We start from the raw sequence: 16,413 nt of genomic DNA, 5'->3' as shown, positions 1-16,413 counted from the left end.
AATGTGTTTCTCCCTTGCTATCCTTGAAGACCCCCTCTGGCTGCCGCCATCTCCCCCACAAGGGGGGAGAGCGATCACCGCAACTGTCCCTCCCTGTGGCATACGGGATGGGGCGGCGGCAAAGCCCCTCCCCTTGTGGGGAGGGGTTGGGGAGGGGAATAACTGCTGATTAAAGCCCCAGCATCCGCCGGTTCGCCGCATCATCCGTGCCGCCGGCGGCGAAGTCGTCGAAGGCATGTTCGGTCACGCGGATGATATGCGCCTTGACGAATTCCGCCCCTTCGCGGGCGCCGTCTTCCGGATGTTTCAATGCGCATTCCCACTCGACAACAGCCCAGCCGTCGAAATCATTGGCTGCCATCTTCGAGAAAATCGCACCGAAATCGACCTGTCCATCACCGAGCGAGCGGAAGCGCCCTGCCCTGTTGACCCAGCCCTGGTAGCCGCCATAGACGCCCTGCCGGCCGGTCGGGTTGAATTCCGCGTCCTTGACGTGGAACATCTTGATCCGGTCCTTGTAGATGTCGATGTTGTCGAGATAGTCGAGGCACTGCAGCACATAGTGCGAGGGGTCGTAGAGCATGTTGGCTCTGCTATGGTTCTTCACCCGCTCGAGGAACATCTCGAAGGTGACGCCATCATGCAGATCTTCGCCTGGATGGATCTCGTAGCAAACATCGACGCCCTGCTCCTCGGCATAGTCGAGGATCGGCAGCCAGCGGCGCGCCAACTCGTCGAAAGCAGTCTCGACCAGGCCGGCCGGACGCTGCGGCCACGGATAAATGTAGGGCCAGGCCAGTGCACCGGAAAAGGTCGCATGCGCCTTGATGCCGAGGTTGCGCGACGCCTTCAACGCGTATTTGACTTGGCTCACGGCCCATTCCTGCCGCGCCTTCGGATTGCCGCGCACTTCGGGTGCGGCAAAGCCGTCAAAGGCTTCGTCATAGGCCGGATGAACGGCGACCAGCTGGCCCTGCAAATGGGTGGAAAGTTCGGTGATCTCGACGCCATTTGCCCGCGCCACGCCGGCAAGTTCGTCGCAATAATCCTTGGAGTCTGCAGCCTTTTTAAGGTCGATCAGCTGGCCGGCCCAGGTAGGCACCTGTACGCCCAGATAGCCCTTCTCGGCCGCCCATTTCGTAATTCCATCCCAGGTGTTGAAGGGTGCGGCATCGCCCGCGAACTGACCGAGAAAAATCGCCGGCCCCTTGATCGTCTTCATGAAATCTCCTCCCTGAGTATTTCCTGCAACGTTTCCGTAAACGATTACAGGAGATGGATTTTCGATACAACCGCTATGATGCAGCCCTTCAAACATCTGCCCGGGATAACCCGGGCAGAGCAGTCTTTGCGATGTGGTTGGATCAGAACGGCGAATCCGGGAAGTAGTAATTCTTCGCGTTTTCGGGCGTGATCAGCGTGGCGTCGAGCGTATAGGTGCCATGAACCGGAACGCTGTCATAGATGGCTGCAGCCGTGAGCTCCATGGCAGTGCCGACCATTGATGGCGGATAGAGCACGTTGACCGGCACCATCTTGTCGCCATCCTGGACCTTCTTGATCATGTCCTTCGAGCCCGCACCACCAATGATGTACTGGATATCGGTACGACCGGCCTGTTCGATCGCCTGCAGCACGCCGACAGCCATGTCGTCATCCTGGCACCAGACCACATCGATCTTCGGATATTTGGTCAGGTAATCCTGCATGACCTTGAAGGCATCGTCGCGATTCCAGTTGCCGAACTGGCGATCGAGAACCTTGACGTTGGAGCCCTTGATCCCCTCATCAAAGCCGTCCTGGCGCTGCTGGTCGATCGGGATCGGCAGGCCGCGGATGATGACGACTTCCGCATCCGGCGAGGTCTTGGCAATGTATTCGCCGGCAACCTTGCCGAGCGCCGGGTTGTTGCCGGCGACATAGAGATCACGCACCGTATTGTCGTTCACAGATGGCGCACGGTCGACGATGGTGACGAAGTGACCCTTGTTCTTCACTTCCTTCATCGCGTTGACCAGCGGGTCCGGATCGGTCGGCAGGATGACGAGCGCGTCGATGCCCTGGATTTCCAGGTCCTGCACGGCATTGGCCTGGGTGGCAGGATCAGCCGAGGTCTTGACGATGACGTTAAGGCCCGGATGCTCCTTCATCAGGAGTTCGGCAACGCGGTTGGCATGATAGACGACGCCGGCGGTCCAGCCGTGGTCGGCAGCGGGAATGGAGACGCCGATGGTCTTCGTCTCCTGCGCCTGGGCCGCCGTGAAGATCGAGGTCAGCGCCGTCATCGCGACAGCGAGACCCAACAGTTTCTTGTGCATTGGTTTCCTCCCAAAGTGACAAAGGGTCGACTGATGAACGGACCGGGCGACCCTCCTCTGCCCGGCCGTTTCGTTACGCCTTGCGCGCCAGCGACCGCTGAACGAGCATCGCGATGATGATGATCGTGCCCTGAATGGCGCCGATCAGATATTCGGAGATGAAGTTGGACAGCAGCATGATGTTGCCGACAAGCTCGAGGATGAAGGCGCCACAGATCGTGCCCCAGACACGGCCCGCCCCGCCTTTCAACGCCGTGCCGCCGACAACGACGGCCGTAATCGCCTGCAACTCCCAAAGGATGCCCGTGGTGGCCGAGGTGGAGCCGAGGCGCGGCACGTAGAGGAGCACAGCAATGGCGACGCATAGCCCCTGGATGACAAAGGCGATGGTCCGCACCCGGTCGACAGCAATGCCGGAATAACGCGCCACATCGCGGTTCGACCCGACGGCGACGACATGGCGGCCATAGCGGGTGCGATAGAGAATGACGGCAGCGATCGCTGTTACCACGAGGATGATGACGATCGGTACGGGCAGACCGAGGATCGAGCCGAAATAGACGGGACGATAGACTTCCTGCTGCGCCGGATCGCTAAGCGTGATCGCACCGCCCTGGGAAAGCCAGGTGGTCAAACCGCGATAGATGCCCATCGTGCCAAGTGTGGCGATGAAGGGTTCGATCTTGCCGACGGTGGTGATCAGACCATTGGCAAGCCCGCACAGCGAACCAATGATGATGGCAAGCGCCATGGCTGCCGCAATCATCAGGGTCGGATCGGCAATCACGCCCGAATTCATGAACAGGATCATGAGGCTGGCGACAAAGGCCACCATCGAGCCGACCGAAAGATCGAGGTCTCCTGACGAGATGACGAAGGTCGCCCCGACGGCAATGATCGCGATGAAGGCGGAGCGCGTCGCCACATTGGCCAGATTGTTGAGCCCGATGAAATTGGGGTTCACCAGCGCGCCGACGATCAGCAGGATCAGCAATGCGGCAAAGGGGGCGACGGCCCGCAGATCCACATCACGCCAGCTGCGGCGGCTGCGGCTTTCCGGTGTCGTATCAGTCTCGGCAGTCATATGGTCCCGTCTCCTCCCGGATGCCCCTTGTGCCTGGGGCTACTCCGTCCCTCAAATTCCGTTGTTCAACTTGCCATCTGCCGTTTCAGGCCGGCGGCATAGCGCATGATCACCTGCTCGGAGATCTCCTCACCCTCAAGCATGCCGACCAACCGGCCTTCGCGCATCACGGCGACCCGCGTGCAGAGACCGATGACCTCAGGCATCTCAGAGGAGATGACGATGATCGAGCGCCCCTCTCGGGCAAGGGCTGTGATGAAATGATAGATCTGCTGCTTGGTGCCGACATCGATGCCGCGTGTCGGCTCGTCGATGATGATCACGTCAGGTTCGACTTCCATGATCTTGGCGAGCAGCAGCTTCTGCTGATTGCCGCCCGACATGCGCCCGACCCGGACCTTGTCGTCGCGAACGCGGATATCGAAGCGGCGCTTGGCGCGTGCCATGGCTTTCGCCTCGCTGGTGGGGTCGAGATAGCCGTGGCGAACGTGATTTTCCATGGATTGCAGGGTCAGGTTCGCCGTCATGCCCTCGCCAAGCAACAGCCCCTTGCCCTTGCGATCCTTGGTCATATAGGCGAGCCCGCGCCGATTGGCCTCGCGGAAATCGGCTGCATCAAGCACCATGCCCTTGAGCCGCACCTCGCCAGACAGCCTCGGCCTTAAACCCGCGACCGCCTCCATCAGCTCCGTCCGGCCAGAGCCGATCAGGCCTGAGAAACCCAGCACTTCGCCGCGCTTCAGCTCGAAGCTCACGTGTTTGACGAAACCGGTCGAGAGATCCTTGACCGACAGCACGATCTCCTCATCGACATTGGGCTCATGTTTGCTCGGGTAGAGGCTGGACAATTCGCGCCCCACCATCAGTTGGGCAATCGCCTCACCATCGAGCGCCGAGGTCGGCGCCGTCTTCACCCATTGCCCGTCGCGCAGCACCGTCACGCGGTCGGTCAGTTCCATCACCTCGTCCAGCTTATGGGACACGAAGACGAAGCTGGTGCCGCCGGCGCGCAGCTTGCGTACCTGGTCGAACAGAACTTCCGTTTCCTCGCGGGACAGCACCGCCGTCGGCTCATCCATGAAGACGATCCGCGCCTTGCGGCTGATCGCCTTGGCAATTTCAACCATCTGCTTGTCGGCAACTGCCAGCGAGCTGATAAGCGCATTTTCATCGATATGCGAGCCCAGCTGATCCAGCACCCGGCGCGCCTCGGCCCGCATCACCTTGCGGTCGAGCATGCCGAAACGCGTGACTTCGCGTCCGAGAAACAGGCTCTCGGTGACGGTCAGATGATCGGCGAGATTGAATTCCTGGTGGATGAGCACGATGCCCAGCGCTTCCGCCGAGCCATTGGCCGGCAGCGTCACCGGCTCGCCGTCCAACAGAATGCGACCGGCGGTCGCCTGCTCGAAGCCTGAGAGTATCTTCACAAGCGTCGATTTACCGGCACCATTTTCGCCCATCAGCGCGTGAACCTCGCCTGGCAGCACATCGAAATCGACGCTGAACAGGACCTGGACCTCGCCAAAAGATTTCGAAATACGCTCCGCCACGAGCACGGGTGTCCGCGCCTCGTCCCCAGCCAATGTCATGCGATCCTCCCGGCGGCTCCTCAACCGCTATGCCCTTTGTGTAAACCTTTACATGGATGATGTAAAGGTTTACATTAGTCAATCATGGGGAGATTTTGCACCCCACCGTCTTTCGCAGGCGCAATAGGATAGGTAAGGTCTCCAACGATTCCATGCGGATAGGGGGATGAAGCCGCGTGCAGAATTCAGCACCAGCGACGATCGAGGATGTCGCACGTCTTGCCGAAGTATCGATCGCAACGGTGAGCCGCGCGATCCACACGCCGGACAAGGTCGCCAAGTCGACCCGCCAGCGCGTCAACCAGGCCATCGCCATCACCGGCTACACGACCAATGCCATGGCGCGCTCGCTGCGCATGGGCCGGTCGAACATGATCCTCATTCTCGCACCCGATATCGGTGATCCGAACTTTTCCTCGACGCTGATCGGCCTTGAAAACGAGGCCCGCGCCCATGGCTACGGCGTGTTGATCGGCCATACCCAGAACGACCCGGAACGTGGGCTGGAATATCTGAAATTCTTGAGCTCTGGCCAGGCCACCGGCCTCGTGCTCTTCACCGGCCACGAACCCTTTGGCCATCAGGTGCTCGGCACCCGCCTGCCACCGTCGGTCGCCGTGTTCGAGCCGGTCTTCGGCTCGAAGATCTCCTATGTCGGCGTCGATGATGTCGCCGGTGCGCGCAAGGCCGCCGAACACCTGCTCTCCGCCGGCCACCGCTCCATCGCCTTCATCGGCGACAGCAAGACAAGGCTCGGCCACCAGCGCCGCCGCCAGGGATTCGACAAAGCCCTGGACGCCGCCCGCATTCCGCCGGCAAACCGCTTCGTGCTGGAAGGCGACGGAACGATTGAAAGCGGCCGCCTCGCCGTCGAGCAACTCTTCGTCCGCGACACCCTGCCCACCGCCTTCATGTGCGTCAACGATGCCACCGCCGTCGGCGTGCTCAGCGGCCTCACCGCCCGCGGCTATAACCTGCCGCACGATTTCTCCGTCATCGGCTTCGATGACGTACCCCAGGCCACCTATGTTAATCCGGCACTGACCACGATCCGCCAGCCCCGCACCGCCATCGGAAAGCAGGCCATGGCCCTGCTGATCCAGCAGCTGTCAGAGCGTCCGACGGAGCGGGATGAGATCCTGCTGATGCCGGATCTCATCGTGCGCGGCTCGGTGGCAGGTCCCGCGAGGCGATAAGGACCGAGCGTCGAGAAGATGCGGAGTGGACCTATCCTCAGACTTGGCCGTTAGTGTCGGATCATCCTATTATGTTGGGAACAACCCGTGACGCCCGCTGGCGCCACCAGACATCGCTATCGGAGACTATTGTGAGCGTAGCTTTCACCAAGGAAGAGAGTTCGGAAACCGCAGCGGAACTCCATCTGCCGGACCGCCCGATCTCGCAGCATCCCAACCTCGTCACCGCGGATGGCCTGAAACGGCTGGAGGCCGAGGCAGAGGAAGCACGCATCGCCTATCTCGCCGCCCAGACCGTCGAGGATGTCAACGAGCGCCGCCGGCAGTCGGCCGTCCCCTATCGCGACTTGCGTTATCTGACCGAACGCCTGCGCACCGCCCAGGTGATCCCTGCCCCCGATAGCAACGCCGTCGTTGCCTTCGGCAGCAAAGTCACCTTTGAACGCGACGATGGTCGCGTGCAGACCTACCGCATTGTCGGCGAGGATGAAGCCGATCCGAAGACCGGCTCGATCTCGTTTGTCTCGCCGGTCGCCGCCCGCCTGATGGGCAAGGCGGTGGGTGACGTGGTGAGCGTCGGCGATCAGGAGTTGGAGATCACCGCGATCGAGTGAAGACCCGACGGCTTGACAACCGTAACGCCGGTCCAATGCGCTCAGCTTCGGACCCGCAGATATCGCTGTACAATTGGGGCGCCGGCGCCACGGATGGTCATGCGCGTTTCCATGTGATCGCCGTCGCAACTCACGTCGTAGAGCATCGGCCCACCCGGTGTCATGGGAGGAACGGGGACCGAATTCGACCCGCCTGAACTGTGGACGGTGACCTGATTTCCGTGGACCTCGGCAGAGGTGGAGAGCTGCAGCTTGCCCTCGGCGGTCATCTGCCATGTGCCGGTGCCAGAATATCCCAGGCCGGACGTATCCCCACCGGTGATCACAGCATCATCGGTTTCCAGGCTGGCAGCCAGCGAGGCCGCAGCGGCAAAGCGTCCATCGGGCTGGAATGTCACATATCCGGTCCGTTCGACAACCGGCATCCGAACATTGGCAGGCAGCTTTTCGCGCATCCATTCGGCCATACCGTTTCCGTCGGTTTTCCAGGAGCCGACGATACAATCTTCTTGCGCCCGGGCGGCTGGCGCGGAAAGCGCCGCACCAAGGAGTGAGCTCATCAAGGCAATCATGACTTTCATCGTGAGATATCCTCGCAGAAATCAATTTACAGCTTTTGGATGCAGTCAACACGCGATGGCTCTGGCTTGCCCCACGGCAGTTGCCGGCGGACTAGAGCCGCTTTGAACCCAAGGGATCGATACATCAACCGCGAAAGCAGCAGAAACCGAACCGGTCGGAGAATTCGGAACCCTTTGAGGGGTGACGGCTGACGGCCACTGACCTCATCCAAAATTTCTCGCAATAAGTGTATCAAAAGCTGGAATAGACGGCAATCTGGCGGAAGCGAGTGCTGTGATCCGTGACAATCCGGAAAGAAATATCATGAGATTTCGATAGCTTCTTGCGACCGATGCCGACGGAATTCGAATGCATGGCTACGCGTCGCACACCGCGGCCCTCGGCTGAAAACCCCGACGATAAAAAAGCCGGGACGCTTTCGCGCCCCGGCCTTGAACCGTTGAGCGGCCGATCAAACGTAGCGGTTGACCACGTTCTCCAGCAGCTCCTGCTTGCCGGAAACCGGCTTCGGGTTGACGTTCTGGGCTTCGACGCGAGCGGCGATCGCATCGAGGCTTTCCTCGCCGCGCAGCATCTTCTGGTTCTCGGCCTTGTCCCAGCCGGCATAACGGCTGTTGAGCGGGCCGGAAAGCGCCTTGTCTTCCACCATTTTCGCCGCCGCCTTCAGGCCGCGGGCGCAGCAGTCCATGCCGCCGATATGGCCGATCAGCAGGTCTTCGGCGTCGAGTGACTGGCGGCGCAGCTTGGCGTCGAAGTTGGTGCCGCCCGTCGTGAAGCCACCGGCCTGCAGAACCTGGTAATAGGCCAGCGCCATTTCCGGCACATTGTTCGGGAACTGGTCGGTATCCCAGCCGGACTGGTAGTCGTTGCGGTTCATGTCGATCGAACCGAAGATGCCGAGCGCATTGGCAAGCGCCAGCTCGTGCTCGAAGCTGTGACCGGCAAGGATCGCATGGCCCTGCTCGATGTTCACTTTCACTTCCTTTTCAAGGCCGTAGCGCTTCAGGAAGCCATAGACCGTCGCGACGTCGTAGTCATACTGGTGCTTCGACGGTTCCTGCGGCTTCGGCTCGATCAGGATTGCGCCCTTGAAGCCGATCTTGTGCTTGTATTCGACGACGAGATTGAGGAAGCGGCCCATCTGGTCGAGTTCGCGAGAAAGATCGGTATTGAGCAGCGTCTCATAGCCTTCGCGGCCGCCCCAGAGCACATAGTTTTCGCCGCCGAGCTTCTGCGTCGCATCCAGGCAGGTCTTCACGGTCGCGGCCGCAAAGGCGAAGACGTCAGGATCCGGATTGGTGGCCGCACCCGACATGTAGCGGCGATGCGAGAACATGTTCGCCGTGCCCCAGAGCAGCTTGACGCCCGTCTCTTCCTGCTTCTTCGCGAAGTAGTCGACGATCTCGTTGAGATTCTTGGTGTTCTCGGCAAAGCTGTTGCCCTCAGGGCGAACATCGGCGTCGTGGAAGCAGTAGTAGGGCGTGCCGAGCAACTGGAAGAATTCGAAGGCGACATCGGCCTTCAGCTTCGCCGCAGCCATCGTATCCTCAAACCAGGGACGCTCAAACGTGTTGCCGCCGAACGGGTCAGTGCCCGGCCAGACAAAGGTGTGCCAATAGGCAATCGCAAAGCGCAGATGGTCTTCCATGCGCTTGCCGAGGACAACTTCGTCCGGATTGTAGTGACGGAAGGCCAGAGGATTGGTGCTGTCCGGGCCTTCATATTTGATCTTCTGGATATTGCCGAAAAAACCTGTGCTCATGGGATACTCCTCCTTGGTGTGTATGCGATAAATTGTGATGGCAGTGGTGGGGCTCCCCCTCACCCTGCCCTCTCCCCGCTGGGGAGAGGAGAATGTCGGCGCTTGCCGCTCCTCTCTTCTCCCCAGCGGGGAGAAGGTGCCGGCAGGTCAGGCGCAACCTTGTTGCGCCGGGGATGAGGGGTTCAGCCGCCCAGCGAACGGATCGCCGGATAAAGCGCCCGGTAGCGGCCATAGGCCGTCTCGTAGGCCCCAGTCAGCGCCTTGACCGGCTCGACCGTCTCAGCCGTCTTCGGCGCCGTGCAGACCGAAAGCGGATCAGCCCCGGTTGCCGCAATCAGCCCAAGCCGTGCGGCCCCGAAGGCAGCCCCGAAATCACCGTCAGCTGGAATGTCGACGGGCATATCGAGTGCGGTTGCGATGGACGACAGCCAGTAGCGCGAGCGCGATCCGCCGCCGATCGCCGTCACGCGGTTGATCTTCGTGCCAGCGGATTTCAATGCTTCCAGGCTGTCCCGAATGGCAAAGGTGACGCCCTCGAGCACGGCCTGGGTGAGCACGGCGCGATAGCTCTCATGGCCAAGCCCGATAAAGGCGCCGCGGATCTTGGCGTCATTATGCGGTGTGCGCTCGCCCGAAAGATACGGCAGGAAGGTCACGCCTGATGGCGCCTTCAAGGTGTCGCCGAGTTCGGCCGTGAGATCGCCGGCCGACTTGCCGGTGACGCCCGAATGCCAGTTCAGCGCATCGGTGGCCGAGAGGATGACGCCCATCTGATGCCAGGTCTTCGGAAGAGCATGGCAGAAGGCGTGGACTGCACTTTCCGGCTTCGGAAGGTAGGAGGCGTTGGCTGCGAACAGCACGCCAGATGTGCCGAGCGACACGAAAGCCTGACCTTCGGCAACCGTCCCCATACCGCAGGCAGAGGCTGCATTGTCACCTGCCCCGCCGGCGACGACAACATCAGCGCCCAGCCCCCACTTCGCCGCCAGTTCCGCGCGCAAAGTGCCGGCGCGATCCGTACCTTCGACGAGACCCGGCATCTGCTCGACGGTCAGGCCCGTGGCTTCCAGCAGTGCCGGCGACCAGGCACGCTTGCCGGTATCGAGCCAGCTGGTGCCGGCCGAATCCGACATGTCGGAGAGATACTCCCCCGTCAGCCAGAGCCTGAGGAAATCCTTGGGCAGCAGCACCTTGTGCACCCGGACAAAGACGTCAGGCTCGTTGTTCTTCACCCAGGCAACCTTCGGCGCGGTAAACCCGGGAAAGACGATATTGCCGGTCAGTGCCCGAAAACGTGGATCGGCATCGAGGCTCGCTGCCTCGGCATGGGAGCGCGTGTCATTCCACAGGATGCAAGGGCGCAGCACCTGATCGGCCGCGTCGATCAGCGTTGCACCATGCATGTGGCCGGATAGGCCAATACCCTTCACCGCCGCCAACTCCTTCGAATGTGCTGCCTTCAGCGCCGCAACGGCTTCTTCCGTCGCGGTCAGCCAGTCACCAGGCGCCTGCTCCGACCAGCCCGGATGTGGCCGCTGCACGGTAAGGGCCGCATGGCCGACGCCAACCACCCGCTGGTCGCCATCGATCAGCATCGCCTTGACACTCGACGTGCCGAGATCCAGTCCGAGATACATGGGGTAGCCTCCTCATTGCCTCTGCCTTCAGGGCAGATTGTCCTTCAAGAATATGTCGATACGAATGCGCTCCTGGGCCGTGACCACCGGAAGCCCATCGGCCTTCGCCTTCAGCACGCGAATGGCGCTGCGCACTTCATGGCCCGCATCCTGGTTGAGCACGGCATCGATCAGCCCGCTGTGCAGAGCCTCGCGCGTCGTCTCGGTCAACTCATGCGCGATCACCACCGGCCGGTCGGCAGGTGCAAGCTTCGCGAGCGCCCGGACAAGCCCGCGATTGCCGGCCCCCAGACTGTAGAGCCCGACAATGTCGTCGCGTTGCGCAAAGAGATCTCCAACGATGGCCTCGACCGTTGCCGGATCGTCACGCCCCTCCAGCACCGGCAGCAGTCCGAAGCCGGGAAAATCATCCGTCATCACCTTGGCAAAGGCATCGCAGCGTTCACGATGGTCGCGGACCAGCATAGACCCGGCGAGAACAGCGACCGTGCCGCGGCGCCCGCTGAGGAAGCGTCCGATCAGGCTCGCGGCCGTCCGCCCGGCAGCGGCATTGTCGATGCCGGCATAGTGATCCCGCAGCGTGCCGGACAGATCAGAAACAAGCGTGACGAGCGGGATGCCGGCTGTAACGGCACGCTGGGCAGCCATCGCCACCTCCGGCGCATCGACGGCGACGAAGGCAATGCCGGCGGGATTTTCCGCCGCCGCCTGATCGAGCGCCTGAGCGAGCGCCGGCGCATCGAAGGCTGGCACATCAATGAGCCGGATCGCGATCCGCTCAACGGCAGCCCTGTCCCGGGCCTCCTCAAGCGTCGCGCGCAAACCGCGCATGAAGGAATTGTCGTTGAAGGGAATGATGAAGGTCAGCGGATAAACGCGCCCTTTGGCAAGGTTCGCCGCCGCCACATCGCGCACGAAACCCAGCTCCATGACCGCCTGGTCAACCTTGCCACGCGTCGAAGCACTCACACCCGGACGCCGGTTCAACACGCGGTCGACCGTGGCAAGGCTGACGCCCGCGCGAGTGGCGATATCGTGGACTGTGGGTTTCATGCTCTCCTCCGGCGCCTGTCCTACACCAGAGAATGAGGTACGTAAATCAGATTCCGATGTACGTACCTCAGAATTTGTCGAAGACCCTGCAATCGCCGCTTTACGGTGAGCAAGGAAGAGCTACGGCAGAGCGACTTCTTCGATCACATAACGCATGCGCCCCGCCTCTTCGACCTGCCGGAATACGATGTAGTGAGGCGGAAGAGCGAGCTGAGGCTCATCGGTCACGCCCGGCGTTTTCATCGCCGAGAGGCCTGGCCCGTCGGCGGGCTGGATCGTCAACTGGTTGCCGTCAGCGCCCACTATCCGCAAGGGTGCGTCCCCCGGCATGCGTGCGAGGAAGGTGGCCGCAAGTTCGCCCTGCATATATCCGGAGAGTTGCAGCATATAGGTATTGGTATGCTGGAAGGCCACACCATTGTTCGACGTGCTGTTATGCCAATAGCATAGCGGCATCAGGTAGCAGGACCCGCCCGTGGGCACGGAACCGTCGGCGTTCGCCGTCATATGGCCGCCGACGCTGAATTGCGGATGGCTCGTGCTGCCACCCGGCAGCGGAGACGTCACATAGCAGGTGCTGTTGATGCCATAGTTGATCAACAACTGTTTCCAGGTCGCACCGTCGATCTTTGGATCAGGGGTGCTGCCGTCCACATTGTAGAGAACGCCACTGTAGTTCACCGGGGTTGACGACGTGGATTCGATATGAATGCCGGAATAGCGGCTGACAAAATCTGCCAGGGCCTGCGCTGCGATTTGCTCGTTCATTTGCGTGCTCCTCGTGCCAACCAACCCCGGCAGGATTGCCGAGGTTGCACACGAGAAATACTACACCAAAAACGAGAATCGTAAATCCGGGCACAACCTCAGTGACCGGCACCCGCCGGCGCTGCGGACTTCGGCTTCTGCAACAGCATGGCAAGCACCACGAGAGCACCGAAGAGCACGGTAAGCGTCAGGAACACGTCGATGAAGGACAGGAGCCACGCCTGCTGGGTGGCAACACCGGACAGCTTCTGAACCGCGACTGCCGTCCCGTCCAGCCCATAACCGTCATAGTTCGCGCCAACGCTGGCAAGCCAGTCGAGCGCCGACTGGTTGCCCCAGTGAAGCTGCTCGGAGAGCCTTGCATAGTGATCGTCCGAGCGCTGGGTCAGCATGGTATTGATGATTGCGAGCCCTACCGCGCCGCCAAGGTTGCGCGTCAGATTGAACAGGCCGGACGCGTTCTTCATGCGCTCGGGCGGCAGAGTGCCAAGCGCCAAATTGTTGATCGGCACCATGCAGATCATCAACGAGCAGCCACGCAGGATCTGCGGCACCAGCAATTCGTAGAAGTCCCAGTCGGCCGTGATCCCGGTCATCATATAAGTACCGATGGCGAAACCGCCGAAGCCGATCATCATCATCACGCGCGGATCGAGTTTGCTCGACAGGATGCCGGCAATCGGAGCGGTGATGAACATTGCTGCGCCAGAGACGAACATGGTCTCCCCGATCATCAGCGAGTCGTAACCGCGGATACGCCCAAGATAAAGTGGGTAGAGGTAGGTCAGACCATAGAGCCCGACCCCCATCACGAAGGAAAACAGCGAGCCGAACGCAAAATTGGCATTGGAGAAGGCTCGCAAATCAACGACCGGCAACTCCACTCTGAACACGCGCCAGAAGAAGATCGCGCCGCCCACCACCATGGCCACCGTGCCCATGACGATATGATGGTCGTTGAACCAGTCCTTGTTATTGCCCTCTTCAAGCACAAATTCCATCGTACCGAGGAAGATCGCCATCGCGACAAGCCCCCACCAGTCGAACTTCTTCAGAAGCTTCAGGTCGGGCTTGTCGAAGTCGATCAGGCTCCAGGCGGCAGCCGCAACAAGGACGCCAGGAATGACGTTGATCAGGAACAGCCAATGCCAGGACATGGCATGGCTGATATAGCCGCCGATCGTGGGGCCAACCGTTGGTGCAAGCGTGGCCACAAGTCCCACCATCGGCGAGACGATATTGCGCTTAGAGGGCGGGAAGATGGTGAAGGCGGCCGCAAAGACGGAGGGGATCATGCCGCCGCCGATAAAGCCCTGGATCGCACGGTAGACGATCATCTGCTCGATATTCGTCGCCGTCGCGCACAGGGCGCTGGCCAGGGTGAAACCGGCCGCACAGAAGGTGAAAAGAACCCGCGTCGACAGGATGCGGGCAAGAACGCCCGACAGTGGGATCATGATGACTTCGGCGATCAGGTAGGACGTCTGCACCCAGGCGATCTCGTCCGAACCGGCTCCAAGGCCGGCCTGGATCTCGGACAGCGAAGCCGAAACGATCTGAATATCGAGGATAGACATGAACATGCCGAAGACCATCGCCAGAAAGGCGACGAGGCGCTTCGGATCCATGCGTTCTTCCGCGCCGAACCCGGATGCGGGAACGGCACCCTGTGCTGTTGCTGCGGCCATGACACGGCCCTTTCGAAAGCTGATCGACCCGACGTTACTTGGCAGCCAGCGCCTGCGCAGCCGGTGCAGTGCGCATGTCAACATCGACGATGACACTCAGACCTGCGCGCAAGTGACCTTCAGCCAAAGCCTCCTTAGGCAGCGCGATGCGGACCGGAACCCGCTGCACGACCTTGGTGAAGTTGCCTGTCGCGTTTTCTGCCGGCAGCATCGAGAAGACGGCACCCGAAGCAGGCGCGATGGAGGTCACGGTGCCCTCAAGCGGCTGATCGCCATAAGCGTCGACATGGATATTGACCTTGGAACCCGGCTCCAGATGCGCAATCTGGGTTTCCTTGAAATTGGCCTCGATGAAAAGCTCGCTCGTCGGCACCAGCGCGGCAAGTCGCTTGCCGGCCGAGACGAGGTCGCCGGTCTGTACCGAAAGATTGCCGACGATACCGTCGTATGGGGCCTTGAGGACTGTGAAATCGAGGTCCCGTTTTGCCTTGTCGACCGCCAGTGCAGCAACCTTGATGCTGTTCAGCGCCTCATCGCGCTGTGCTTTCAGCAGCGACAGATTGGCTTCCGACGACGCGACAGCCGCCTCTCCGGCAACGAGATTGGCCTTGGCCTGTTCCAGCACGACCGAGGCATTGTCGAGATCAGCCGTCGTGCCAACCGACTTCGACGCGAGGTCACTGGCGCGCTTAGCATTGATTTCAGCACCACGGACGGCTGCCTGCAAGGCGCCGAGTTGCGCCTTGGCCTGAGCAACGCTCGCATCGCCACCAATGATCTGGGCATCGATACGGCTGACCGCGAGCTCTGCACTCCGACGATTGGCTTCGGCCTGATCGAACGCAATCTGATAGTCGCCGCCATCCAGCGTTACCAGCGGATCGCCAGCCCGCACAGCCTGGTTGCTCTTCACATCCACTTTAGCAACATAGCCGGAGACCTTCGGCGAAATGATCGCGATGTCGCCCTGGATATAGGCATCTTCGGTAGACACCATGAAGCGACCTTCGGTCCACCAGCCATAACCATACCAACCGGCGGCGCCGAGAAGCGCCAGGGCAATTACCGGGAGGACAGGGCTGCGGCGCTTCTTCGCGGCCGGAGCAACAAGGGCTTCAGGGCCTGCGACTTCGGATGGGCTTCCCGGTTCCCGACCTGTCTCCGACACGGCTTCGTCAGCCTCGACGGGTGCGGAGTTCGAACGAAGGGCGGTGGATCTTTGCGTGGCGGACATGTCTGGGACCGGGAGTAAGAGAATTGTTAATCGAACTAAACCGTTCGGTTCGATTGACATAAAAGGTTTTCTCGTCCATATCAAGAGGTAGATCGATGAAGATCGGGCAACACGTGCATTCACCAGATGAACGGTTAACGATGCAAGAATTGAAGAGCGAAGTAGGTGCGGCGCAGGAGCCGTCGGCGGACGCAAAAGACCCATGCGCCCGGATGATTGCCGGCCGCTTTGCCGCCGGTGCGGATCCGGTGAAACGTGGCCAGATCCTCGATGGCGCCAAGCGTGTCTTCATGAAGATGGGTTATGACGCCGCCAGCATGAACGACGTGACGCGCGAAGCTGGCGTGTCCAAGGGTACGATCTACGTCTACTTCCAGAGCAAGGAAGAGCTTTTCGCCGCCCTGATTGAACGCGCCAAGGGCCTCTTCGCCGAAAGCATCCGTGAACTCCTTGCTCAAAGCCCGGAACCGATCGAGGGGCTGCGCCGCTTCGGCCACGCCTTCGCACGCCAGATCTTTGATAGCGAGATGATCCCCGCCATGCGCATCCTGCTCGGGGTTGTCGACCGCATGCCAACGCTCTGTCAGCGCTTCTTCGCCGGCTCTCCGACAAATGCCAGATCGGTGTTGAAGAACTATCTCGACAAGCATGTCGAAGCAGGCGTCTTCTATATTGACGATACCTCGCTGGCAGCCAGCCAGTTCATCGAGTTGACGGCGGGCTCCTTCTTCAAAGGCTCTCTGTTCAACGATTACGAGCAGCGGCCATCCGACGACGAGATTGCTCGCGTCATCGAAAGCGGCCTGGCGGTGTTTCTGGCAGCCTATGGTCGCCGCGACCGAGCTATCTGAGCGACCGAGCAGACCAAGCGATAACGGCACGAAG

The 16,413-nt window shown here is 61.0% G+C and carries 14 protein-coding genes; 3 read left to right on the top strand and 11 right to left on the bottom strand.

What is annotated here, in order from left to right:
- Positions 1-169 precede the first annotated feature (169 nt).
- The 4 genes from ACSV9I_RS10810 to ACSV9I_RS10795 form a co-directional block, all read right to left on the bottom strand.
- Entirely contained in the window at positions 170-1,222 is a 1,053-nt protein-coding gene (locus ACSV9I_RS10810) for a sugar phosphate isomerase/epimerase family protein (RefSeq protein ID WP_438328879.1), read from the bottom strand.
- Positions 1,223-1,364: 142 nt separating this feature from the next.
- Positions 1,365-2,318: a substrate-binding domain-containing protein gene (locus ACSV9I_RS10805; RefSeq protein ID WP_054157049.1), complete on the bottom strand. Its 954-nt coding sequence runs from the start codon at positions 2,316-2,318 to the stop codon at positions 1,365-1,367.
- Positions 2,319-2,391: 73 nt separating this feature from the next.
- On the bottom strand, positions 2,392-3,402 hold the full coding sequence (locus ACSV9I_RS10800) for an ABC transporter permease (RefSeq protein WP_054157048.1): 1,011 nt from the start codon (positions 3,400-3,402) through the stop codon (positions 2,392-2,394).
- Positions 3,403-3,467: 65 nt separating this feature from the next.
- A complete protein-coding gene (locus ACSV9I_RS10795; RefSeq protein ID WP_438328877.1) occupies positions 3,468-4,994 on the bottom strand; it encodes a sugar ABC transporter ATP-binding protein in 1,527 nt (508 codons plus the stop codon).
- A gap of 176 nt (positions 4,995-5,170) precedes the next feature.
- On the opposite strand from ACSV9I_RS10795, the gene ACSV9I_RS10790 reads away from it, so the two are divergent.
- Positions 5,171-6,190: a LacI family DNA-binding transcriptional regulator gene (locus tag ACSV9I_RS10790; protein ID WP_438328876.1), complete on the top strand. Its 1,020-nt coding sequence runs from the start codon at positions 5,171-5,173 to the stop codon at positions 6,188-6,190.
- Between the two features lie 131 nt (positions 6,191-6,321).
- Entirely contained in the window at positions 6,322-6,804 is a 483-nt protein-coding gene (greA, locus tag ACSV9I_RS10785; RefSeq protein ID WP_438328874.1) for a transcription elongation factor GreA, read from the top strand.
- Between the two features lie 41 nt (positions 6,805-6,845).
- Here greA and ACSV9I_RS10780 read toward each other — a convergent pair whose 3' ends face one another.
- The 7 genes from ACSV9I_RS10780 to ACSV9I_RS10750 all read right to left on the bottom strand — a co-directional run bounded on the left by ACSV9I_RS10780 (position 6,846) and on the right by ACSV9I_RS10750 (position 15,528).
- The gene (locus tag ACSV9I_RS10780; RefSeq protein ID WP_438328873.1) at positions 6,846-7,385 is read right to left on the bottom strand and encodes a hypothetical protein; all 540 of its coding nucleotides are present in this window, start codon (positions 7,383-7,385) and stop codon (positions 6,846-6,848) included.
- A 452-nt stretch (positions 7,386-7,837) separates the two neighbouring features.
- Positions 7,838-9,148, bottom strand: a complete 1,311-nt coding sequence (gene xylA / locus ACSV9I_RS10775) for a xylose isomerase (RefSeq protein WP_054157042.1) — start codon at positions 9,146-9,148, stop codon at positions 7,838-7,840.
- A gap of 182 nt (positions 9,149-9,330) precedes the next feature.
- Positions 9,331-10,785 (bottom strand): xylulokinase, encoded by a 1,455-nt coding sequence (gene xylB / locus ACSV9I_RS10770; RefSeq protein ID WP_438328872.1) that lies wholly within the window; start codon positions 10,783-10,785, stop codon positions 9,331-9,333.
- 27 nt (positions 10,786-10,812) lie between these two features.
- Entirely contained in the window at positions 10,813-11,838 is a 1,026-nt protein-coding gene (locus tag ACSV9I_RS10765) for a LacI family DNA-binding transcriptional regulator (protein WP_438328871.1), read from the bottom strand.
- Positions 11,839-11,958: 120 nt separating this feature from the next.
- Positions 11,959-12,606 carry a hypothetical protein gene (locus tag ACSV9I_RS10760; protein ID WP_438328870.1) on the bottom strand — a complete coding sequence of 216 codons (648 nt, stop codon included), beginning with the start codon at positions 12,604-12,606 and terminating at the stop codon, positions 11,959-11,961.
- A 98-nt stretch (positions 12,607-12,704) separates the two neighbouring features.
- On the bottom strand, positions 12,705-14,294 hold the full coding sequence (locus tag ACSV9I_RS10755) for a DHA2 family efflux MFS transporter permease subunit (RefSeq protein ID WP_438328869.1): 1,590 nt from the start codon (positions 14,292-14,294) through the stop codon (positions 12,705-12,707).
- A gap of 34 nt (positions 14,295-14,328) precedes the next feature.
- Complete coding sequence (locus ACSV9I_RS10750; protein WP_438328867.1) at positions 14,329-15,528, bottom strand: HlyD family secretion protein; 1,200 nt, start codon at positions 15,526-15,528, stop codon at positions 14,329-14,331.
- A gap of 212 nt (positions 15,529-15,740) precedes the next feature.
- Here ACSV9I_RS10750 and ACSV9I_RS10745 point away from each other — a divergent pair, with 212 nt between their 5' ends.
- Entirely contained in the window at positions 15,741-16,379 is a 639-nt protein-coding gene (locus ACSV9I_RS10745; RefSeq protein WP_438329134.1) for a TetR/AcrR family transcriptional regulator C-terminal domain-containing protein, read from the top strand.
- Positions 16,380-16,413: the final 34 nt, after the last annotated feature.

Source organism: Rhizobium sp. G187 (assembly GCF_051549525.1).
Classification (GTDB): Bacteria; Pseudomonadota; Alphaproteobacteria; order Rhizobiales; family Rhizobiaceae; genus Allorhizobium.
This window is presented reverse-complemented; position numbering and strand designations above follow the sequence as displayed.